Source organism: Schaalia odontolytica (assembly GCF_002847525.1).
In the GTDB taxonomy this organism is placed as follows: Bacteria; Actinomycetota; Actinomycetes; order Actinomycetales; family Actinomycetaceae; genus Pauljensenia; species Pauljensenia odontolytica_B.
The window spans coordinates 186,495-206,822 of record NZ_PKKM01000001.1 but is presented as its reverse complement, the minus strand read 5'-3'; the positions used below and the strand labels follow the sequence as shown (position 1 = coordinate 206,822).

Below are 20,328 nucleotides of genomic sequence, written 5' to 3'. Positions count from 1 at the left end.
CGTGAGGCGTCGAGTTTTCGGCATCGAGACGGAGTACGGGCTGACGGCCGCGTCCCCCAGCGGTGCCAAGCCGATGGATGCCGAGCACGCTGCGCGTCAGCTCTTCGAGCCGCTCCTGCACCAGGGACGTTCGTCGAATCTCTTCCTGCGTAACGGTGGCCGCCTGTATCTTGATGTGGGCGCGCACCCCGAGTACGCGACCGCTGAGTGTGATCGTCTGGAAGACATGCTCGAGCAGGATCGAGCGGGTTCGAACATGCTCGCCGACCTGGCAACCCAGGCCGACGAGGCCTTGTCAGAGCTCGGCACGGATCTGCGTCTGCATCTCTTCCGTAACAACCTGGATTCGCAGGGCAACTCCTACGGCTGCCACGAAAACTATCTCCTGCACCGACGCCGCGACTTTCGCCATGTCGCAGACGCCCTCGTCGCGTTCTTCGTGACCCGTCAGATCCTGGTGGGCAACGGCTGGATCAACACCGCTGCGGCTGCTCCACGTCTACAGTTCTCCCAGCGCGCCGATCAGATGTGGGATGCCGTCTCGTCCGCGACGACACGCTCGCGCCCCATCATCAACACCCGCGACGAGGCACTGGCTGACTCCGGTGCATATCGCCGCATGCACGTGATCGTCGGCGACACGAACGTCGCCGAACCCACCACCGTCTTGAAGGTCGGCATGACGGAGCTCCTCATCCACGCGATCGAGGATGGACTTCAGATTGAAGACCTGGCCCTTGCCGATCCTATGCGTGCCATCCGGGAGATCAACGCAGACCTGACAGGATCGGCCACCATTGAACTAGCAAACGGACGGATGACGACCGCCGTGGCCATGCAGCGCGAGATCCGCGAGCGCGTGCTCACGCGGATTCCCGTCGCTGACCTTGACCCCATGCGCGCCTACGTCGTCGATCTGTGGGGCAGGGGAGTGGATGCGATTTCCAGCGGTGACTGGAGTGGTGTGGACACGGAGCTCGACATCGCCATCAAGCGCAAGCTGCTCACGTCCTATTGCGCACGCAGCGGAGCGACCCTGGCCGATCCTCGCGTGGCTCGACTCGAGTTGTCGTACTCGGAGATCACGGCGGATGGCCTGCGCGAGCGGATGGAAAACGCCGGCCTCATGCGACGCCTGACGAGCGTCGAAGGTGTTCGCCGGGCGCAAACTCACGCACCGGCGACAACCCGCGCGAGCTTGCGTGGACGCATTATCGCTGCCGCTGAGGATGCGCGTGCCGATCTGAGCGTCGACTGGGTCCACGTGCGTCTCGACGAATCGCAGACAATTCCGCTGTCCCTGCAGGATCCGTTGGCCACCAGCGACCCGCGGGTTGATGCCCTCATCGCGCAGATCGACGCGTCGTCTCCTACGATTCCCGCATGAGCACCGAGTCCTCGTCCTCCGATTCGCCCAGCACGCGTCGCGTGAAGGGGTCGTCGCAGCGCGCCGCTGCGAGGGCGTCACGCTCGCGGGGGTCCTCTCGCGGCGGTCTGTTCCTGCGCATCGCCCTGGCTCTCGTCCTACTCCTCGTTGGTGGTGGCCTCACGTGGTGGGCATTGAAGCCTGCGCCGACCGACGAAGCAGCTCTGACTCCCGAGGCTGCGGCACAGTCGACGACGCTTCCGCTCTTTGACCGTGTCGCCGTGTCTGGTCGTGTGGGGGCTACCCCCACGATCGACATTAAGGCACCAGTGGAGATCGACGGTTTCAAGGCTCGCGTCATCGAAGAGGGTAGCGGGCGAGAGATCACCGAAGGCTCTCCCGTCCTCGTCGCCATCACGGCGTTCGATGCTAGCAGCGGACGCATGCTCTCCGAGTCCGGCCGTCCTCAGATGAGCCTCGGCATCGTCGGCTCTGATGAGATCAATTCGGACCTTGCCATGCTGGTCACCGGCAAGCGCGAGGGATCGCGAATCCTCGCGTTCCGCACCATTACGATGGGTGATGGCTCGCCCAATGCGATGGAGATAGATGTCGTCGACATTCTGCCTTCAATCGCCACAGGTACGTCGGTCGATGCCACCGTCGGTCCCATGAGCGTCGAGATGAGCCCGGAAGGGCCGCTCATTAGCCATATCTCAACGCTGCCCGGCGGCGTCACAACCCAGGCTCTGATCAAGGGTGACGGCGTCCAGGTCCACGAGGGTGACCGTGTCGTCGCACAATTTACCGTTGTCGGTTGGACAGATGGCGTCGTTCGTGTGTCCACCTGGGAGACGGGCGTGCCCGCCGTCGTCAACCTCAACACGGCGATGAAGGGCCTTGCGAACGCACTCGTCGATCAGAAGGTTGGATCACGCCTGGCGATCACGATTCCGCCGGATCTCGCGGCTGGCGATGACACGCTCTGCGTCGTTATCGATATTCTCGGCACCGAACCGGGCAGCGCTCCGACGGGGGATAACGCTTCGCAGTCCTGATCGTTCACCCCGTGAGAGCCGACGGGCGTGTGCATTGCGGCGTGTGGGACACTGGGAAGCATGCTGAGATGGATGACCGCCGGAGAATCGCACGGACCCGCACTGATCGCCACGATTGAGGGGCTTCCCTCCGGCTTGCATGTGACGACGGAGGACCTGCGCCGTGGCCTCGCGCGCCGCCGCCTCGGGTATGGCCGTGGCGCGCGCCAGAAGTTCGAGGCCGACGAGGTTTCGATTCTCGCTGGCGTCCGTCACGGGGTGACCACGGGAGCGCCGGTCGCGATTCGTATCGGTAATTCCGAATGGCCCAAGTGGGAAACGGTCATGAGTGCGGATCCCGTCGATCCTTCCGCTCTGCTCATCGATGCTGGAACGGGCGACGAACGCGAAATCGCACGAAATCGACCGCTGACAAGGCCCCGTCCCGGTCACGCGGATCTGGCCGGCATGCTGTCCTACGACCTGCCCGAGGCTCGCCCCGTCCTTGAGCGCGCGAGCGCACGTGAGACTGCCGCGCGCGTCGCGCTCGGTGTGCTCGCCGAAGCTCTCCTGGAGCAGGTTGCCGGCGTTCGTCTCGTGTCCCACGTCGTCTCCGTCGGGGCCCAGCGCACTGTGGCCTCGTTGACGCCTACTCCCGCGGACGAGGTGGCGCTGTCCGAGGCCTCGATGCGCACACTCGATCCGGAGGATAACGCCCGCTTCGAGGCAGCCGTCGACGCTGCCAAGCAGGCGGGCGACACGATCGGCGGCGTCGCCGAAGTGATTGCGTACGACGTTCCCATCGGCTTGGGTACTCACGTGACCGCGCGCGAGCGCCTCGACGCGCGGCTGGCCGCCGCACTCATGTCGATTCAGTCCGTCAAGGGCGTTGAGATCGGGGATGGTTTCGCGCAGGCCGCTCTGCTCGGCTCCGCGGCTCACGACGAGATCGTGCGGGGCGAGGATGGCCACCTGACCCGCACCTCCAACCACGCCGGAGGCATCGAAGGGGGGACGTCCAACGGCGCGCCGATCGTCGCGCGCGCTGCATTTAAGCCGATCTCGACGGTTCCGCACGCGCTGCGCAGCGTCGACCTTGCAACGGGTGAGGAAGCCGTGGGCCTGCACCAGCGCTCCGACACCTGCCAGGTCGTGCCCGGCGCCGTCATCGCCGAGGCCGAGGTGGCCCTCGTGCTCGCGGACGCTCTGTCTGATCACGCGGGTGGCCGATCGGTTGGTGAGATGCGCAGGAATCTCGAGGCGTATCTCGCGGTGGTGGGGGAGCGCGCATGAGTGCTCAGGGCCCCGTCGTCCTCGTGGGTTTGCCCGGTGCGGGCAAGTCCAAGGTTGGGCGCTTGCTTGCCGAGCGGTTGGGCGTTGACCACATCGATACAGACGCCCTCGTCGTTGAGCGCGAAGGCCGTCCGATCGCTGATATTTTCGCCACCGACGGAGAAGCAGCTTTCCGCGTGATGGAGACCAAAGCGGTCGCCGAGGCCCTCACGCACGAGGCCGTCGTCTCGTTGGGTGGGGGAGCTGCAGCAACTCCCGCCGTTCGGAACCTTCTGTCCGGGCGCACCGTCGTCTACATTGACGCGCCCCATGATGAGCTCGTTCGTCGCACGGCCTCGAAGACGCATCGGCCGTTGCTGGCCCAGGATCCGTCCGGGACCCTCGCGCGCCTGCGCACCGAGCGCGAGCCTCACTACCGATCCGTCGCCACCATCGTCGTCGAGTCGGGGCCCGGTCCCGTCGACGACGTCGTCACCGCCATCGCCCAGCAATTGGAGCACGCATGAGCACGATTATCCGCGTCACCGGAGAACACCCTTCAACTATTACCGTCGGACACGGGCTCGGCTTCGAGCCGATTCGTGAGGCGCTCGATGAGGCCGCGACCAAGGCACTCATCATTCACGCGCGTCCCCTCGCTCACCGTGCCGAAGCCCTGGCGCAGTACCTGCGTGAACAGGGGATTGAGGCCTCAACTGCCGACCACCCCGATGCCGAGGCCGGCAAATCGATCGAGGTCGTCGCCTCCCTGTGGGACGAGTGCGGTCGTCTTCAGCTCGGGCGTAAAGACGCGATCATCGCCATGGGCGGGGGCGCGACGACCGACATGGCCGGTTTCGTCGCCGCCACATGGCTGAGGGGCATCACGCTCATCAATGTTCCGACGACGCTGCTCGCTATGGTCGACGCAGCCGTTGGTGGTAAGACGGGAATCAACACATCCGTCGGAAAGAACCTCGTCGGTTCGTTCTATCCGGCAACCTCGGTGGTTGCCGATATGGATCTTCTTGAGAGCCTGCCCGCACCCGACCTGGCGGCTGGTGCAGCCGAGGTCATCAAGTGCGGTTTCATCGCGGACCCGGAGATCCTGCGCATCGTCGAGGAGACGGAACCGAGCGAGCTTCTGCGATCGAACAGCCCGCAGCTCGCTGAGATCACCACCCGCGCTATCGCCGTCAAGGCCCGCGTCGTGTCGGCCGATCTGACTGAGGGTGGCCTACGCGAAATCCTCAACTACGGACACACGCTCGCGCACGCCATCGAGCGCGCGAACGACTACACCTGGCGCCATGGTGATGCGGTGGCCGTCGGCTGCTGCTTCGCGGCACGTCTGGCTCAAGCCCGGGGGCTGCTGAGCGCTGACGATGTTGCTCGCCACGACCAGCTTTTCTCACGTGTCGGGTTGCCGACGCGCTACGGGGGAAGCACTCTCGACGAGCTCACCCACATCATGCTCTCCGACAAGAAGGTACGGCGCGGAATCCTGCGCTTCGTCCTCCTTGAGGGAATCGCACACCCAGCGACAGTCTCCGTCGATCCGCAGGAGCTGCAGGCCCCCGCCTCGCAGATTGGCATACGCGCATGAGCCTCATCGTGCTCATCGGAGTGACCGGAGCCGGCAAAACTACCGTTGGACGCGAGCTTTCCCGCCGCCACCAACTGCCACTCTACGAAGTGGACGAGGCTGTCGAGGAACGCCTGGGCGCACCTATGCGCACGCTCGTTGTCGGACGCGATCCGCGCTTGGCCACCACAGCACGCGAAGAAGCCGAGCGTCTCCTGCGCATCGACGAGGGCATTGTCACGCTTGGGGCCTCTCAGCCGCTCGACCCAGCCACTGCCTCGTCAATCAATCGGGCGCGCGCAGACGGCGCGGTCATCATCGAGCTCAGCGCCGATCTTTCCGCGGTATCACGCCGAGAAGGCCTCGGCGCTCCGCGCTCGGTCGGCCTGGGTGCACCCCGCGCCGTGCTCACCCAGCTGATGAAACAAGCGCGCGAGGCATACGCCTCCGTGGCCGACACAACAGTGGATACGAGTGCCCGCACCCCGCAAGAAGTCGCGGATTTGGTCGCGCGCACGTGTAAACTGACCCCTGATTACTGATTCCTTCACAAGTGAGGTACCCCTGTGGCAACGACCAATGATCTGAAGAACGGCCTGGTTATGGTGATCGACGGCCAGCTCTGGCAGGTTGTCGAATTCCAGCACGTGAAGCCCGGCAAGGGCCCGGCCTTCGTGCGCACCAAGATCAAGAACGTCCTGTCCGGCAAGACCGTCGACAAGACCTTCAACGCGGGCCTGAAGATCGAGACCGCGACCGTCGACCGTCGCGACATGACGTACCTGTACCAGGACGGCACCGACTACGTCTTCATGGATCAGTCCACCTACGAGCAGATCAACGTTCCCGCCGAAACTGTGGGCGACGCCCGCAACTTCATGGTGGAGAACCAGAACGTTATCGTCTCCCAGCACGACGGCACCGTCCTGTTCGTCGAGCTGCCCGCGACCGTCGTTCTGACCATCACGCACACCGAGCCCGGCCTGCAGGGCGACCGTTCTTCCGCCGGCACCAAGCCCGCGACCCTCGAGACCGGCTACGAGATCCAGGTTCCCCTCTTCATGGAGGAAGGCACCCGCGTCAAGGTTGATACCCGCGACGGCTCGTACTCGGGTCGCGTGACCGAGTAATGTCGAAGCAGCACCGCTTCACCTCGCGCACCAAGGCTCGCAAGCGCGCGGCCGACGTCGTTTACGAGGCCGACCAGCGCGGCATGGGGTCCAATCCCGACGTGCTGCGCGATCTCCTGCGCGAGCGCCGCGTCATCACCGCGGCGCAGACTCCGCTCCCGGAGTTCTCGATCCAGATCATCGGGGGAGTGGCGGATAACCTGCGTCGTATCGACTCGCTAATCTCGGCGCACGCTCGCGTGCCCGGCCTGGATCGCATCGCCGCCGTCGACCTCGCGGTGATGCGCGTGGCGGTGTGGGAGATGCTCGAGAACGACGAGGTCTCGCCGATCATCGTCATCGACGAGGCAATTTCGATTGTTCGCTCGATCTCGACCGACACGTCGCCGTCGTTCGTGAACGCGGTTCTCGACGCGATCCGCAAGGATCTTGCGTCCCCCGCGTGGTCGCGTCGCAGCTCCGACGAAGAGGAAGCGCACGTTTCCGATGAGGCCGAGTCGTCGTCTGACGATGAGCTGCCCGCACAGGAAGCGCCCGCGCGCGCTCTGCCTGCCGGTGCCAAGCCGCTGGATGGCGGCAGCGTCGAAGACGAGCTCGACGAGCTCCTCGAGGAGTACTGAGCGCTCGCTCCATATTGATGGTGAAGGCCGACTCTCATGCGAGAGTCGGCCTTCACCATGTCATGAGGCTTTGTCACAGAGACAGGCGAGTCGTTCGCACGTCCCAGAATTCGGGGCCGTCGACGATGACCTCAAAAGTCCACTCGCCGGGCAGCTGTGCGATCTGAGCAAGCAGCGGACGAGGCAGGTGCGGAGCGCGAATGATGAAGGACTCACCGGCGTTCATCGACTGGGCAGCGCCGAGGACAGCCGCGTGACGCAGACGGTGGGGGATAGCGGTCGCATCAATGGTCGGCTCGACAACATCGTGTTCACCGCAGCCACAGCCGCCACCGTGGACCTCGGGGTGGGGAAGCTGTTCGATCGTCATGGTGTGGCCTTTCTATAGTGAAGTATCTGAGGCGCCGTCGGCGCATTCATAATTTTACCGGCTTTACCCCTCTCATACCGCATATAGTGCTGGCTCGTATTGCGATGGGAGACGGTATACCCGGTAGGGGTAATACAGAATACCCCTACCGGGTATGATGCTTCGCGCCCTCTGTGGAACTTCGTCGTTTTCATTGGGCGTCGAACGTGGCGCCACGACGTCACCTCCATCCCCAACCGACCACGCCACGTGGCCTTTCTTACTCGAAGGCGTCACACCGGCTCCTGACGAGGAGCGTAGGATGGATGTACGACAGATCCTTTAATGACCGTCCCGTGAGGCGGGGAAGGAGTGAGCGTGGCCGAAGTGCACGCAGATCGCGCATCGCGCGGCAAAGAAGTATTGGGAGTGGGCGACGTCGCACGCTCCCTGACCCGTATCGCCTATGAGATCGTCGAACGAAACGGCGGCAGCGATAACCTCGTCATTGCAGGCATCCCCACTCGTGGCGCAACGCTCGCGCGTCGTCTCGTCAATCGCATTCGGGAAGTCTCCGGCACCTACGCGGAACTCGCAATCATCGACACCACGATGTATCGCGACGACCTGGCCTCTCAGCCCCTGAGGGCTCCGAAAGAGACGCTGGTTCCACGCACCGGCATCAACGGCAAGACCGTCGTCCTCGTTGACGACGTGCTGTACACCGGCCGCACCATCAAGGCTGCGCTCGATGCTCTTACTCGTATCGGTCGCCCTGCGGCCGTTCAGCTCGCAGTCCTCGTCGACCGTGGCCACCGCGAGCTTCCGATTCGCCCGGACTACGTCGGCAAGAACCTGCCGACCTCCCGCGACGAAATCGTCACCATTCTGCTCGACGAAACAGACGGGCGCGATGGCGTCCTTCTGGGGAAAGGCCTGTAAACGATGAGCCTGAGCCATCTCATTTCGATCCGTGACTTGACGCGCGAGGAGGCGATTCTGATCCTCGACACGGCGGAGCAGATGGCCGCCACTCAGCGCCACGGCGTGAAGAAGCTTCCGACGCTTCAGGGCAAGACCGTCGTCAACCTCTTTTTCGAGGATTCGACGCGCACCCGCATCTCCTTTGAGACCGCCGCCAAGCGCCTGAGCGCCGACGTCATCAACTTCCAGTCCCGCGGCTCCTCGGTCTCCAAGGGTGAGTCCCTCAAGGACACCGCGCTCACACTGGAGGCCATGGGTGCGGACGCGGTCATCGTGCGCCACTCCTCGTCGGGCGCCGCACACCGTCTCGCGCACGCCGGCTGGATGAATCTGCCGGTCCTCAACGCGGGTGACGGCACCCACCAGCATCCGACGCAGGCGCTCCTCGACGCGATGACCCTGCGCCGCCACTACGCTCCGTCGCTCGGCGAGGATGGAACGCCCGCCCCCGGCTCCGGCCTCGACGGCGCACACGTCGTCATCGTCGGGGATGTTCTCCACTCGCGCGTGGCGCGCTCCAACGTCGATCTCCTGACGCTCCTGGGCGCCCGCGTCACCCTCGTGGCACCCCCGACGCTCCTGCCGATCGGGGTGGAGACCTGGAACTGCGACACCTCCTACAACTTTGACGAGGCCCTGGCGGCCAAGCCCGATGCGGTCATGATGCTGCGCGTGCAGCGCGAGCGCATGTCGAGCGCGGGCGGTGGTTTCTTCCCGTCGCCCGGCGCCTACCACGCGGAGTACGGCCTCACCCCGGCACGCTTCGCCACACTGGCGCCCAACGCCGTCGTCATGCATCCCGGCCCGATGAACCGAGGCCTCGAAATCTGCGCCGAGGCAGCCGACTCAGACCAATCTGTCATCGTCGAGCAGGTGTCGAACGGTGTGTGCATCCGCATGGCCGCCCTCTACCTGCTTCTCGCATCGGAAGGACACAGCAATGACTGAACAGACCCGTGACATCCTGATCACCGGCGCCTCGCTGCTCGGCGGCGAGCCCACCGACATTGCGCTGTCCGGTGGCACCATCGTCGCGATCGGCGCCGACGCCCGCAACGCCCTGCGTGACCCGCGCATCATCGACGCTGAGGGCCTCATCGCCCTGCCCGGCCTCGTCGACATCCACACCCACCTGCGCCAGCCCGGCGGGGAGGACGCCGAGACCGTCTTCACCGGCACCCGTGCGGCTGCAGTCGGCGGCTACACCGCTGTCCACGCAATGGCCAACACGACGCCCACGCAGGACACGGCAGCCATCGTCGACCAGGTGCTGCGCCTGGGCGAGGAGGCCGACTGGGTCGAGGTGCGTCCTGTCGGTGCCGTTACCAAGGGCCTGGAAGGTAAGCAGCTCGCCTCCCTCGGTTCGATGGCCCGTTCACGCTCGAAGGTTCGCGTCTTCTCCGACGACGGCAAGTGCGTGTCCGATCCCGTCCTCATGCGCCGCGCCCTCGAATACGTCAAGGGCTTCGGCGGCGTGATCGCCCAGCACAGCCAGGATCCGGCCCTTACCGAGGGCGCTCAGATGAACGAGTCGACGCTGTCCGGCGAGCTCGGTCTGGCCGGTTGGCCGGCCGTCGCCGAAGAGGCGATCATCGCCCGCGACATCCTGCTCGCCAAGCACGTCGGCTCGCGCCTGCACGTGTGTCACCTGTCGACCGCAGGTTCGGTTGACCTCGTGCGCTGGGGTAAGGCACAGGGCGTGGATATCACGGCCGAGGCCACGCCTCACCACCTGCTCCTCACCGAGCAGCTGGCCGCCACCTACGACCCGCTCTACAAGGTGAACCCGCCGCTGCGCCGGGCTGAGGACGTCGAGGCGGTGCGCGAAGGCCTCGCCGACGGCACGATCGACTGCATCGGCACCGATCACGCGCCCCACCCGCTGGAGATGAAGGACTGCGAGTGGCAGGCCGGCGCGTTCGGCATGACCGGCTTGGAGACTGCGCTGCCGATCATCATTGAGACGATGGTGAACACGGGCCGCATGGACTGGGCGGACGTTGCTCGCGTGATGTCGACGGTTCCCGCCCAGATCGGCCGCGTGGAATCGCAGGGCCAGGGCCTGGTCGTCGGTGCCCCCGCACACGTCACCCTCGTGGATGCAACGGTGCGCGTGACGGTTGACCCCGCCAAGCAGTGGACACGCTCCACGAACTGCCCCTTCCGCGGCATGGAACTGCCCGGACAGGTGCGCTACACGATCTACAACGGCGTCCCGACGGTCGTCGACGCCACCCCGATTGCCAAGGAGGACCGATGACCACGTCCGATATCGCTCTGCTCGTCCTGGAGGACGGCACCGTTTTCAAGGGCCGCGCATGGGGTGCGCAGGGCCGCACGCTCGGCGAGATCGTGTTCTCGACCGGCATGACGGGCTACCAGGAGACGCTCACCGACCCGTCGTACCACCGCCAGATCGTCGTGATGACGGCCCCGCACATCGGCAACACCGGTGTCAACGACGAGGATCCCGAATCCTCGCGCATCTGGGTCGCGGGCTTCGTCGTGCGCGACGCGGCCCGCCGCGCCTCCAACTGGCGCTCGCGCCGCGAGCTCGAGGACGAGCTGATCTCTCAGGGCATCGTCGGCATCGCGGACGTCGACACCCGTGCGATCACCCGCCACATCCGCGAGCGCGGAGCGATGCGCGCCGGCATTTTCTCGGGTGACGCGCTGCCCGTGGGCGCGCAGTACCTGGGGGACGAGGCCGTGGCCTCCCTCGTGCGTATCGTCGCCGAGTCGCCGGCGATGAGCGGCCAGGCGCTGGCCGCCGAGGTATCGACGGACGAGACCTACGTGGTAGAGCCCCTCGGCGACTTCGAGGGCAAGGAACCCATCGCGCGCGTCGTCGCTGTCGACCTGGGTATCAAGTCGCGCACGCCGTACCACCTGGCCGCGCGTGGCGCGCGCGTCTACGTGGTGCCCTCCACCGCGTCCTTCGCCGACATCGAGGCGCTCAAGCCGGACGGCGTCTTCTTCTCCAACGGCCCCGGTGATCCGTCGACGGCCGACCGCGAGATCGGAGTGCTGCGCGCGGTCCTCGACGCGGGTATTCCGTACTTCGGTATTTGTTTCGGTCACCAGCTCTTCGGTCGTGCGCTTGGCTACGGCACCTACAAGCTGGACTATGGTCACCGCGGCATCAACCAGCCGGTGCAGGACGTGGCCACGGGCCGCGTGGAGATCACCGCTCACAACCACGGCTTCGCCGTGGACGCACCGGTGGGGGAGCCTTCGGTCGCTCCCTTCGAGTCGGGCCGCTACGGGCGCGTCGAAGTCTCGCACGTCGGCCTCAATGACGGCGTCGTCGAGGGCCTGCGCGCCCTGGACATTCCTGCCTTCTCCGTTCAGTACCACCCCGAGGCAGCTGCGGGCCCGCACGACGGCGAGCTGCTCTTCGATCGCTTTATTTCCCTGATGACTGCCGCTAAGGAGACCCACTGATGCCCCGCAGGAACGATCTGTCCTCCGTCCTCGTCATCGGATCGGGCCCCATTGTCATCGGCCAGGCGTGCGAGTTCGACTACTCAGGCACGCAGGCATGCCGCGTGCTGAAGGAGGAGGGCCTGCGCGTCATCCTCGTCAACTCCAACCCGGCGACCATCATGACCGACCCCGGCATCGCCGACGCCACGTACGTCGAGCCGATCACCCCGGAGGTCGTGGCCTCGATCATCGAGAAAGAGCGTCCCGACGCACTGCTTCCCACGCTGGGCGGTCAGACGGCGCTGAACACGGCCGTCGCGCTCTCCGAAATGGGCGTTCTTGAGCGTTTCAACGTCGAGCTGATCGGCGCATCCATCGACGCGATCCGCGCCGGCGAGGACCGCGAGGAGTTCAAGGAGATCGTCGAGCGCTCCGGTGCCGAGGTCGCCCGCTCGTTCATCGCCCACACGATGGAGGAGTGCCACGCGGCCGCCGCCGAGCTTGGCTACCCCCTCGTCGTTCGTCCCTCCTTCACAATGGGCGGCCTCGGCTCCGGTTTTGCTTACACCCCCGAAGACCTCGAGCGCATCGCCGGCCAGGGTCTGGCCGCTTCGATTACGACCGAGGTTCTCCTCGAGGAATCGATCCTCGGCTGGAAGGAATACGAGCTCGAGCTCATGCGGGACAAGGCGGACAACGTCGTCGTCGTGTGTTCGATCGAGAACGTCGACCCGGTCGGCGTGCACACGGGCGATTCCATCACGGTCGCTCCGGCGCTGACCCTCACCGACCGCGAGATGCAGCGTCTGCGCGACATCGGCATCGCCGTCATTCGTGCCGTGGGCGTGGACACGGGCGGCTGTAACATTCAGTTCGCGATCCACCCCGAGACGGGCCGCATTATCGTCATCGAGATGAACCCGCGCGTGTCGCGTTCGTCCGCGCTGGCCTCGAAGGCGACGGGCTTCCCGATCGCGAAGATCGCCGCGCGCCTTGCCACCGGCTACACGCTCGACGAGATCCCGAACGACATCACGGGCTCGACCCCGGCCTCGTTCGAACCGACGCTCGACTACGTGGTCGTTAAGGTCCCACGCTTCACCTTCGAGAAGTTCCCGGCCGCCGACCCGACCCTCACCACCTCGATGAAGGCCGTGGGCGAGGCCATGGCGATCGGTCGCTCCTACACGGAGGCACTGCAGAAGGCCCTGCGCTCGATCGATAAGGGCGGTGTGCAGTTCCACTGGGACGGAGAGGCACCCACCCCCGAAGAAACCCGCGCCCTGGTTGAGGCCGCCGCAGTCGGCACCGAGGGACGTCTCGTCCAGGTCCAGCAGGCGATCCGTGGTGGCGCGACGCTCGAGGAGCTCTTCGAGTCGACGAAGATCGACCCGTGGTTCCTCGACCAGATGTTCCTCCTCGACGAGGTCGCGACCCGCATTCGCGAGGCCGAGGCGCTCACGGGCGACGTCCTCGCCGAGGCGAAGCGCCACGGCTTCTCCGACCGTCAGATCGCAGCGATGCGCGGCCTGTCCGAGGACACGGTGCGCGAGGTGCGCGGCGCGTTTGGCATCCACCCCGTCTTCAAGACGGTCGACACCTGCGCCGCCGAGTTCGCGGCCCGCACGCCCTACCACTACTCGACCTACGACCAGGAGAACGAGGTCCGTCCGCGCGAGCGCGAGGCCGTCATCATCCTGGGCGCTGGTCCCAACCGCATCGGTCAGGGTATCGAGTTCGACTACTCGTGCGTGCACGCGGCCATGTCGCTGCGCGAGCACTACGAGACCATCATGGTCAACTGCAACCCCGAAACGGTGTCGACCGACTACGACATCTCGGACCGCCTCTACTTCGAGCCCCTCACGCTCGAAGACGTCCTGGAGATCTACCGCGCCGAGTGCGCGGCCGGCCCCGTCAAGGGCATGATCGTCCAGCTCGGCGGCCAGACCCCACTGTCGCTCGCCGCAGATCTCGAGCGCGCCGGCGTTCCGATCCTGGGCACCAGCCCGCGCGCCATCGACCTGGCCGAGGACCGCGAGGAGTTCGGCAAGGTTCTCGAGGCCGCGCAGTGCCCGGCTCCCGCGCACGACACTGCGAACACGCCCGAGCAGGTCATCGCCGTGGCTCAGCAGGTCGGCTATCCGGTTCTCGTTCGCCCTTCCTTCGTGCTGGGTGGACGCGGCATGGCGATCATCAACGACGAGCCGGCGCTCCGCGAATACCTCGCAAGCCACGACTCCGAGCTGCTGTTCTCGCGCGGTCCGCTCCTCATCGACCGCTTCCTGGACGCGGCCATTGAGATCGATGTCGACGCCCTGTACGACGGCGAGGAACTCTTCATGGGCGCGATCATGGAGCACATCGAGGAGGCTGGCATCCACTCGGGTGACTCCTCCTGCGTGCTGCCGCCCATGACCCTGTCCGCGCGCGAACTCGAACGCATCACGGCCTCCACAGAGGCGATCGCGCGCGGCGTCGGCGTGCGCGGCCTGATCAACATTCAGTTCGCCCTGCTCTCCGACACCCTCTACGTTATCGAGGCGAACCCGCGTGCCTCGCGTACTGTTCCCTTCGCGTCGAAGGCGACAGGCGTGCAGCTCGCAAAGGCCGCTGCTCTCATTCAGGTGGGTGCGACAATCGCCTCGCTGCGCGAGGAGGGCCTGCTGCCCACCCACGACGCCCGCGAGATCCACGACGGTGGCTCGATTGCCGTCAAGGCCGCCGTTCTGCCCTTCAAGCGCTTCCGAACGGATAAGGGCGAGATCGTTGACACCGTCCTCGGTCCCGAGATGCGCTCGACCGGCGAGGTCATGGGCATCGACCGTGACTTCCCGACGGCATTCGCCAAGTCCCAGCTCGGCGCATCGACCGACATGCCGACGTCGGGTACCGTCTTCATTTCGATTGCGGACACGGACAAGCGCGCTATCGTGCTGCCGGCAGCACGCATGCACGAGATGGGCTTTAACATCCTCGCAACCTCCGGAACGGCATCGGTTCTGCGCCGCAATGGCATCGAGGCTCAGGCTGTTCGTAAGTCCTCCGAGGGCCGTGGCGACGGCGGCGAGCCCACGGTCGTCGACCTCATTAACGACGGCTCGATCGACATGGTTGTTAACACGCCTCAGCGCAGCGCCCCGCGTAATGACGGCTACCAGATCCGCGCGGCCGCAGCCTCGCAGGATCGACCGGCCGTGACCACGCTCCAGGCATTTAACGCGATGGTCCAGGCCATCGAAGTGCGTATGCGCGGAGCCTACTCTGTGCGCTCCCTGCAGGAATGGGATTCGATTCGATCGGAGGAGACACGATGACTACTGCCGCAATCAAACCTGGTGCCGCCGCCTGCTTCGGCGACCGTCTCTACGCCGCCATGCGCGCGTATGGACCCGTGTGCGTGGGCATCGATCCTCACGCGGGCCTGCTGCAGGAATGGGGACTTGACGACAACGCGAACGGTGTGCGAGAGTTCTCTCTTCGCGTCATCGAGGCGCTCGGCGGTCGCGTCGCCGCATTTAAGCCCCAAGCCGCCTTCTTCGAACGGCACGGATCTCGCGGTGTCGCGGTCCTCGAAGAGGTTATCGCCGCCTGCCGCGAGGTCGGCACGCTGTGCATTGTGGATGCGAAGCGCGGTGACATCGGCTCGACGATGGACGGCTATGCGCAGGCATTCCTGTCGGATTCTTCTCCGCTCGCCGGCGATGCGGTCACGCTCTCGCCCTACCTCGGCGTCGGATCGCTGACCCCCGCCCTTGAGTTGGCGCGACAGACCGGCAGGGGAGTGTTCGTCTTGGCGCTCACGTCCAACCCCGAGGGAGCCTCCGTGCAGCACGCCCGCGGCGAAGATGGAACCAGCGTCGCAGGCCGTGTCGTGTCCCAACTGGCGGACTTTAACAGTCATTGTGACCAACACCATCTCGGCCCCGCGGGCATCGTCGTCGGGGCCACGGTCGGCGATGCGGTGAAGCGTTTGGGCATCGATCTCGCGTCGCTGAATGGCGCTTTTTTGGCTCCAGGAGTGGGTGCACAGGGCGCTGGCCCGGCGCAGGTCAGGGAGGTTTTCGCCGGAGCCGAAGATGCTGTCCTTGCCTCGTCTTCCCGTGCAATCTTGCGCTCCGGCCCGAGTATCGCCGGCCTTCGAGACGCCTACCGTGCAACGGTCGATTCGCTGCAATAATCTGCTGTGTTACTAAAGAAGCAGCGTTTTGGTCTGGCACTAGTGGTCTGGAAGGTGACATAGTTTATTTACCGAAGATCCCAACCGAGGAGATGATCAGAATGGCACTACCTGATCTCACGCCAGAACAGAGGGCGCAGGCTCTCGAGAAGGCAACGCAGGCACGGAGGCGTCGCGCCGAAGTGAAGAACGCGCTCAAGGCGCGCTCGATGAACCTGTCGGAGGTTTTGGAACTCGCTGATTCAGACGAAGCAGTCGCGAAGATGAAGGTCGTTTCGCTACTGGAGTCGCTGCCGCGCGTCGGCACGAACACGGCTGCCGTACTGATGGACGAGTACAAGATCGCCCAGAGCAGGCGTGTGCGTGGCCTCGGCCCCGTCCAGCGGAAGGCGCTCGTCGAGCGTTTCGGCTGACGCAGTCGAGCGTGGCACACTTGAGTCATGACTAAGGCTCAACTGACTGTCCTCGCTGGCCCTACAGCCGTTGGAAAGGGAACTGTTGTCGCTGCGCTCACAAAGCGCTACCCGACGCTCAACGTGTCGGTCTCGGCAACAACTCGCGATCCTCGGCCCGGTGAACTGAACGGCGTCCACTACTACTTCGTTTCCGCCCAAGAGTTCGATGCAATGATCGAACGCGGAGACATGTTGGAGTGGGCGCTTGTTCATGGAAAAAACAAGTACGGTACGCCTCGCGGACCCGTCGATGAAGCCCTCGCTGCTGGCAAGCCCGTGCTTCTTGAGATCGACCTGGCCGGCGCGCGCCAGGTCCGCACCAACAGGCCCGACGCGCAGTTCATTTTCCTCGCTCCGCCTTCGTGGGAGGAGCTCGAAAGTCGCCTGATCGGCCGCGGCACGGAAGGCCCCGAGGAACAGGCTCGCCGTCTGGCTACCGCCCGTGTTGAGCTCGAGGCCGCCTCGGAGTTCGACCAAGTTGTGATCAACGACGACGTGGAGCGCGCGGTGGATGAGCTGGCTCGGCTCATTGGCCTGGAGTAGTATCTATCTGAATCCGCCACTGAGAGGAATACACGCATGTCCGGAATTGTTGCCCAGCCCGTGGGCATCACGTCCCCGCCCATTGACGATCTGCTGGAGCACGTCGATTCCAAGTACGCGCTGGTTATCTTCGCCGCGAAGCGTGCGCGCCAGATTAACTCGTACAATCTGCAGCTTCAGCAGAACATGATCCAGTTCGTGGGTCCGGTCGTCGACGTGCAGCCGGATGAGAAGCCGCTTGCGGTTTCCCTGCGTGAGATCAACGAAGGCCTCCTGTCTCTCGAAGCTAACCCCGAGGCCTGACATGGCAACGATCGTCGTCGGAGTCACCGGCGGCGTCGCAGCCTTTAAAGCACCCATCGTGGTCCGCGAGTGTCAACGCGCGGGCCACGACGTGTATGTCGCTGCGACGCGCGCGTCTTTGGATTTCGTTGGCCGTTCCACCTGGGAGGGCATCACGTCCCGCCCGGTCGCCGTGGATATTGCGGGGGAGGGGCGCGCCGAGCACGTGGAGCTTGCTCGCGTCGCGGATCTCATCGTCATCGTGCCCGCGACCGCGAATTCTTTGGCGCGCCTTGCTGGCGGCTTCGCCGACGACATGGTGTCGCTGACGGTTCTCGCATCGGACGCTCCCGTTGTCGTTGCCCCTGCGATGCATTCCAACATGTGGCTGGCGCCCGCTACGCAGGCGAACGTTCAAACGCTTCGTGAGCGCGGCTTCCACGTCATCGAACCTGCTTCTGGCGCGCTTGGTTCCGGCGACAGCGGTGTCGGCCGCCTTCCCGAACCTGTGGACATCGCGCGTGCGGCTCTCGAGGTCCTCGATGCTCACGAGCAGGCATCGAGCGCTCTTGCTGGTCGCACGGTTGTTATCACCGCCGGCGGCACGCGTGAACCCATCGATCCGGTACGTTTTCTGGGCAATCAGTCGTCCGGCCGTCAGGGACTGGCGATCGCGTCGGCAGCGGCGCGAGCCGGCGCATCCGTACGCGTGATCGCCGCAAACGTCGAGTCGGCTTTGCTCGCAACATTGCCAACGGCCGTGCAGGTGACCCGAGTGGGGAGCGCCCTGCAGATGCGTGAGGCAACAATCGCTCAGGTGGCCGATGCCGATGCTCTTGTGATGACGGCAGCCGTCGCGGACTTTCGGCCCGAAGCCGCCTCGGAGTCGAAGATCAAGAAGGACCCATCCAACGAGGAAGCTCCGACAATTCGCCTGGTTCGTAATCCCGATATCCTCGCCGAGATCGGGCACAGCGAGCAGCGCCCGCCCCTCGTCGTCGGATTCGCTGCAGAGACCGGCACCGAGGAGGAGATTCTCGCCTACGGCGCTGATAAGGCAGCACGAAAGGGAGCTGATTTCATCTGCCTGAATCGGGTGGGGGAGAGCGTCGGATTCGGCGACGTCCCCAACGACATTCGCCTCCTTGATGCACGCGGGGCCATCGCTGGCCGTTACGTCGGCTCAAAGGATGAGGTGGCTGCTGGTCTTGTCGGCCATATGGCTTCATTCCTTGATAATCTAAAGCGGTGAGTCAACAGCTTTTTTCTTCTGAGTCCGTTACCGAAGGTCACCCCGACAAGGTCTGTGACCGTATTTCCGATGCGATCCTCGACGCGCTGCTTGCCGCCGATCCCCGCTCGCGCGTTGCCGTCGAGACGATGGCGGCCACCGGTCTCATCCACATCGCCGGTGAGGTGACGACCGAGGCGTACGTCGAGATCCCGGAGATCGTTCGTCGCGAGATCCTGTCGATCGGCTACGACTCGTCACGCGTTGGCTTCGACGGTGCCTCCTGCGGCGTGTCCGTGTCGCTCGACGGCCAGAGCCCCGACATTGCCGGTGGCGTTGATGAAGCTCTTGAGGTGCGCGGCACCCAGGGCGGTGACCCGCGCGACCGTCTCGGCGCGGGCGACCAGGGCATCATGTTCGGCTACGCTTCTTCGGACACCCCGGACCTCATGCCCGCCCCCATTTGGCTGGCACACCGCCTCGCGAAGCGCCTGACTGACGTTCGCAAGCAGGGCATCGTTGAAGGGCTGCGTCCCGACGGCAAGACCCAGGTGACTCTCGCGTACGAGGACGGTCGCCCGGTGGGTATCGACACGGTCGTCGTGTCCACCCAGCACGACGAGGCGCTGTCGCAGTCGGCGATCGCCGACGCTGTGCGTGACTACGTCATTCACCCCGTCATCGAAGAGTCTGGCCTGGCGTTGGCGACCGACTCCATGAAGACCCTGATCAACCCCTCAGGTCGTTTCGTCCTGGGTGGTCCCGCTGCTGACGCCGGCCTCACCGGCCGCAAGATCATCGTCGACACCTACGGCGGCATGGCCCGTCACGGCGGCGGCGCCTTCTCCGGCAAGGACCCGTCGAAGGTCGATCGTTCCGCTACCTACGCCGCCCGTTGGGTGGCTAAGAACGTCGTTGCCGCCGGCATCGCTCAGCGGTGCGAAATTCAGCTTGCCTACGCGATTGGACGCGCTCGCCCGATCGGCCTATATGTCGATACCTTTGGGACCGCTTCGGTGCCCGAGGAGCGCATCGCGGACGCCATCCGCGAGGTCTTCGACCTGCGTCCCCTCGGCATGATCGAGGACCTCGATCTGCTGCGTCCGATCTACCGCGAGACCGCTGCCTACGGCCACTTCGGCCGCGACCAGTTCCCGTGGGAGGCGACCAACCGCGTCGACCAGCTCAAGGCTGCGCTCGCATGAGCGAGGCCTTGGCAGCCGAGGACTACCTGCCTTCGTACGAGACCGAGGACGCTCGGCGCGCGTGGCGTCGGCGCACGAGCCTGGAGATGATCATCTCCGGCTTCATCGGCCTCGTCACGTCGTTCGTCCTCTCGATCGAGGCATGGCAGCTGGCCGCTGATTCTTCGGCGCGCTTCGGCTGCGATATTTCATCCGTCTTGTCGTGTTCGGCGGTTGCGCAGACGTGGCAGGCACGGATCCTCGGCTTTCCCAATGCTTTCCTCGGCATCTTTTTCGAGGCCGTGGTTCTCGCGATTTCCGTCGCCATTTTCGCGGGCGTGAAGTTCCCGCGCTGGTACATGCTGGGCACGAACCTGCTGTACACAATCGCGCTGTTCTTTGCGTTCTGGCTGTTCGGACAGTCGTATTTCATCATCCAGGTGCTGTGCCCGTGGTGCCTGCTGATCACCCTGACGACAACGCTCGTCTTCGGAGGAATTACTCGCATCAATATTCGCGATGGCGTCATCCCGGCGCCCGAGGGACTGCGGCGTATCGTCGCCCAGGGCCTCGACTGGGCCCTGTGGGGTCTGATCGTCTTTGGCGTGCTCGCCATGGTGGTCGCGAAGTACGGGCTGAAGCTTCTCGGCTGAGAGCGGGACGCAGATGTGTGCTGGCCGTGAT

The 20,328-nt window shown here is 65.0% G+C and carries 21 protein-coding genes; 20 read left to right on the top strand and 1 reads right to left on the bottom strand.

Annotated features, from left to right (window positions below; genetic code table 11):
* The first annotated feature begins 1 nt into the window (after window position 1).
* The 8 genes from pafA to nusB are packed head-to-tail and all read left to right on the top strand — an operon-like array spanning window position 2 to window position 7,010.
* A complete protein-coding gene (pafA, locus tag CYJ22_RS00910) occupies window positions 2-1,387 on the top strand; it encodes a Pup--protein ligase (protein ID WP_007589270.1) in 1,386 nt (461 codons plus the stop codon).
* Window positions 1,384-2,424: an FKBP-type peptidyl-prolyl cis-trans isomerase gene (locus tag CYJ22_RS00905; protein WP_007589257.1), complete on the top strand. Its 1,041-nt coding sequence runs from the start codon at window positions 1,384-1,386 to the stop codon at window positions 2,422-2,424. The genes pafA and CYJ22_RS00905 overlap by 4 nt, the downstream gene beginning before the upstream one ends.
* Window positions 2,425-2,484: 60 nt before the next feature.
* Entirely contained in the window at window positions 2,485-3,696 is a 1,212-nt protein-coding gene (gene aroC, locus CYJ22_RS00900) for a chorismate synthase (RefSeq protein ID WP_007589302.1), read from the top strand.
* Complete coding sequence (locus CYJ22_RS00895) at window positions 3,693-4,202, top strand: shikimate kinase (RefSeq protein WP_007589202.1); 510 nt, start codon at window positions 3,693-3,695, stop codon at window positions 4,200-4,202. The genes aroC and CYJ22_RS00895 overlap by 4 nt, the downstream gene beginning before the upstream one ends.
* The gene (gene aroB, locus CYJ22_RS00890; RefSeq protein WP_007589230.1) at window positions 4,199-5,281 is read left to right on the top strand and encodes a 3-dehydroquinate synthase; all 1,083 of its coding nucleotides are present in this window, start codon (window positions 4,199-4,201) and stop codon (window positions 5,279-5,281) included. The genes CYJ22_RS00895 and aroB overlap by 4 nt, the downstream gene beginning before the upstream one ends.
* Window positions 5,278-5,802: a shikimate kinase gene (locus CYJ22_RS00885; RefSeq protein ID WP_101600384.1), complete on the top strand. Its 525-nt coding sequence runs from the start codon at window positions 5,278-5,280 to the stop codon at window positions 5,800-5,802. The genes aroB and CYJ22_RS00885 overlap by 4 nt, the downstream gene beginning before the upstream one ends.
* Window positions 5,803-5,826: 24 nt before the next feature.
* Window positions 5,827-6,390: an elongation factor P gene (gene efp, locus CYJ22_RS00880; protein ID WP_007589238.1), complete on the top strand. Its 564-nt coding sequence runs from the start codon at window positions 5,827-5,829 to the stop codon at window positions 6,388-6,390.
* Window positions 6,390-7,010, top strand: a complete 621-nt coding sequence (gene nusB, locus CYJ22_RS00875) for a transcription antitermination factor NusB (protein WP_101600382.1) — start codon at window positions 6,390-6,392, stop codon at window positions 7,008-7,010. Before efp ends, nusB begins: the two co-directional genes overlap by 1 nt.
* Before the next feature lie 73 nt (window positions 7,011-7,083).
* Here nusB and CYJ22_RS00870 read toward each other — a convergent pair whose 3' ends face one another.
* Window positions 7,084-7,380, bottom strand: coding sequence for a DUF2249 domain-containing protein (locus CYJ22_RS00870; RefSeq protein ID WP_101600379.1), 297 nt, complete (start codon window positions 7,378-7,380; stop codon window positions 7,084-7,086).
* 357 nt (window positions 7,381-7,737) lie between these two features.
* Between CYJ22_RS00870 and pyrR the strand changes: the two genes are divergently transcribed.
* The 12 genes from pyrR to CYJ22_RS00810 all read left to right on the top strand — a co-directional run bounded on the left by pyrR (window position 7,738) and on the right by CYJ22_RS00810 (window position 20,297).
* Entirely contained in the window at window positions 7,738-8,301 is a 564-nt protein-coding gene (gene pyrR / locus CYJ22_RS00865; protein ID WP_003792391.1) for a bifunctional pyr operon transcriptional regulator/uracil phosphoribosyltransferase PyrR, read from the top strand.
* A 3-nt stretch (window positions 8,302-8,304) separates the two neighbouring features.
* Window positions 8,305-9,291, top strand: coding sequence for an aspartate carbamoyltransferase catalytic subunit (locus CYJ22_RS00860; protein WP_007589266.1), 987 nt, complete (start codon window positions 8,305-8,307; stop codon window positions 9,289-9,291).
* Complete coding sequence (locus tag CYJ22_RS00855) at window positions 9,284-10,603, top strand: dihydroorotase (protein WP_101600377.1); 1,320 nt, start codon at window positions 9,284-9,286, stop codon at window positions 10,601-10,603. The genes CYJ22_RS00860 and CYJ22_RS00855 overlap by 8 nt, the downstream gene beginning before the upstream one ends.
* The gene (gene carA, locus CYJ22_RS00850; protein WP_007589201.1) at window positions 10,600-11,787 is read left to right on the top strand and encodes a glutamine-hydrolyzing carbamoyl-phosphate synthase small subunit; all 1,188 of its coding nucleotides are present in this window, start codon (window positions 10,600-10,602) and stop codon (window positions 11,785-11,787) included. Before CYJ22_RS00855 ends, carA begins: the two co-directional genes overlap by 4 nt.
* The gene (carB, locus tag CYJ22_RS00845; RefSeq protein WP_101600375.1) at window positions 11,787-15,086 is read left to right on the top strand and encodes a carbamoyl-phosphate synthase large subunit; all 3,300 of its coding nucleotides are present in this window, start codon (window positions 11,787-11,789) and stop codon (window positions 15,084-15,086) included. Before carA ends, carB begins: the two co-directional genes overlap by 1 nt.
* Window positions 15,083-15,949 (top strand): orotidine-5'-phosphate decarboxylase, encoded by an 867-nt coding sequence (gene pyrF, locus CYJ22_RS00840; protein WP_007589276.1) that lies wholly within the window; start codon window positions 15,083-15,085, stop codon window positions 15,947-15,949. Before carB ends, pyrF begins: the two co-directional genes overlap by 4 nt.
* Window positions 15,950-16,050: 101 nt before the next feature.
* Complete coding sequence (gene mihF, locus CYJ22_RS00835; RefSeq protein ID WP_007589281.1) at window positions 16,051-16,362, top strand: integration host factor, actinobacterial type; 312 nt, start codon at window positions 16,051-16,053, stop codon at window positions 16,360-16,362.
* A gap of 27 nt (window positions 16,363-16,389) precedes the next feature.
* Complete coding sequence (gmk, locus tag CYJ22_RS00830; RefSeq protein WP_101600373.1) at window positions 16,390-16,947, top strand: guanylate kinase; 558 nt, start codon at window positions 16,390-16,392, stop codon at window positions 16,945-16,947.
* 36 nt (window positions 16,948-16,983) lie between these two features.
* A complete protein-coding gene (gene rpoZ / locus CYJ22_RS00825) occupies window positions 16,984-17,250 on the top strand; it encodes a DNA-directed RNA polymerase subunit omega (RefSeq protein ID WP_003792400.1) in 267 nt (88 codons plus the stop codon).
* 1 nt (window position 17,251) lies between these two features.
* Window positions 17,252-18,481 carry a bifunctional phosphopantothenoylcysteine decarboxylase/phosphopantothenate--cysteine ligase CoaBC gene (gene coaBC / locus CYJ22_RS00820; RefSeq protein ID WP_101600371.1) on the top strand — a complete coding sequence of 410 codons (1,230 nt, stop codon included), beginning with the start codon at window positions 17,252-17,254 and terminating at the stop codon, window positions 18,479-18,481.
* Complete coding sequence (gene metK / locus CYJ22_RS00815; RefSeq protein WP_007589210.1) at window positions 18,478-19,665, top strand: methionine adenosyltransferase; 1,188 nt, start codon at window positions 18,478-18,480, stop codon at window positions 19,663-19,665. The genes coaBC and metK overlap by 4 nt, the downstream gene beginning before the upstream one ends.
* Complete coding sequence (locus CYJ22_RS00810; protein ID WP_007589261.1) at window positions 19,662-20,297, top strand: vitamin K epoxide reductase family protein; 636 nt, start codon at window positions 19,662-19,664, stop codon at window positions 20,295-20,297. The genes metK and CYJ22_RS00810 overlap by 4 nt, the downstream gene beginning before the upstream one ends.
* Window positions 20,298-20,328 lie beyond the last annotated feature (31 nt).

Coding starts and splice junctions, on each gene's coding strand:
- coaBC (WP_101600371.1), top strand. CDS start 17,252: ATGGCAACGATCGTCGTCGGAGTCACCGGCGGCGTCGCAGCCTTTAAA.
- CYJ22_RS00870 (WP_101600379.1), bottom strand. CDS start 7,380: ATGACGATCGAACAGCTTCCCCACCCCGAGGTCCACGGTGGCGGCTGT.
- CYJ22_RS00905 (WP_007589257.1), top strand. CDS start 1,384: ATGAGCACCGAGTCCTCGTCCTCCGATTCGCCCAGCACGCGTCGCGTG.
- CYJ22_RS00855 (WP_101600377.1), top strand. CDS start 9,284: ATGACTGAACAGACCCGTGACATCCTGATCACCGGCGCCTCGCTGCTC.
- carA (WP_007589201.1), top strand. CDS start 10,600: ATGACCACGTCCGATATCGCTCTGCTCGTCCTGGAGGACGGCACCGTT.
- rpoZ (WP_003792400.1), top strand. CDS start 16,984: ATGTCCGGAATTGTTGCCCAGCCCGTGGGCATCACGTCCCCGCCCATT.
- pyrF (WP_007589276.1), top strand. CDS start 15,083: ATGACTACTGCCGCAATCAAACCTGGTGCCGCCGCCTGCTTCGGCGAC.
- nusB (WP_101600382.1), top strand. CDS start 6,390: ATGTCGAAGCAGCACCGCTTCACCTCGCGCACCAAGGCTCGCAAGCGC.
- CYJ22_RS00860 (WP_007589266.1), top strand. CDS start 8,305: ATGAGCCTGAGCCATCTCATTTCGATCCGTGACTTGACGCGCGAGGAG.
- aroB (WP_007589230.1), top strand. CDS start 4,199: ATGAGCACGATTATCCGCGTCACCGGAGAACACCCTTCAACTATTACC.
- CYJ22_RS00885 (WP_101600384.1), top strand. CDS start 5,278: ATGAGCCTCATCGTGCTCATCGGAGTGACCGGAGCCGGCAAAACTACC.
- mihF (WP_007589281.1), top strand. CDS start 16,051: ATGGCACTACCTGATCTCACGCCAGAACAGAGGGCGCAGGCTCTCGAG.
- carB (WP_101600375.1), top strand. CDS start 11,787: ATGCCCCGCAGGAACGATCTGTCCTCCGTCCTCGTCATCGGATCGGGC.
- gmk (WP_101600373.1), top strand. CDS start 16,390: ATGACTAAGGCTCAACTGACTGTCCTCGCTGGCCCTACAGCCGTTGGA.
- CYJ22_RS00895 (WP_007589202.1), top strand. CDS start 3,693: ATGAGTGCTCAGGGCCCCGTCGTCCTCGTGGGTTTGCCCGGTGCGGGC.
- aroC (WP_007589302.1), top strand. CDS start 2,485: ATGCTGAGATGGATGACCGCCGGAGAATCGCACGGACCCGCACTGATC.
- CYJ22_RS00810 (WP_007589261.1), top strand. CDS start 19,662: ATGAGCGAGGCCTTGGCAGCCGAGGACTACCTGCCTTCGTACGAGACC.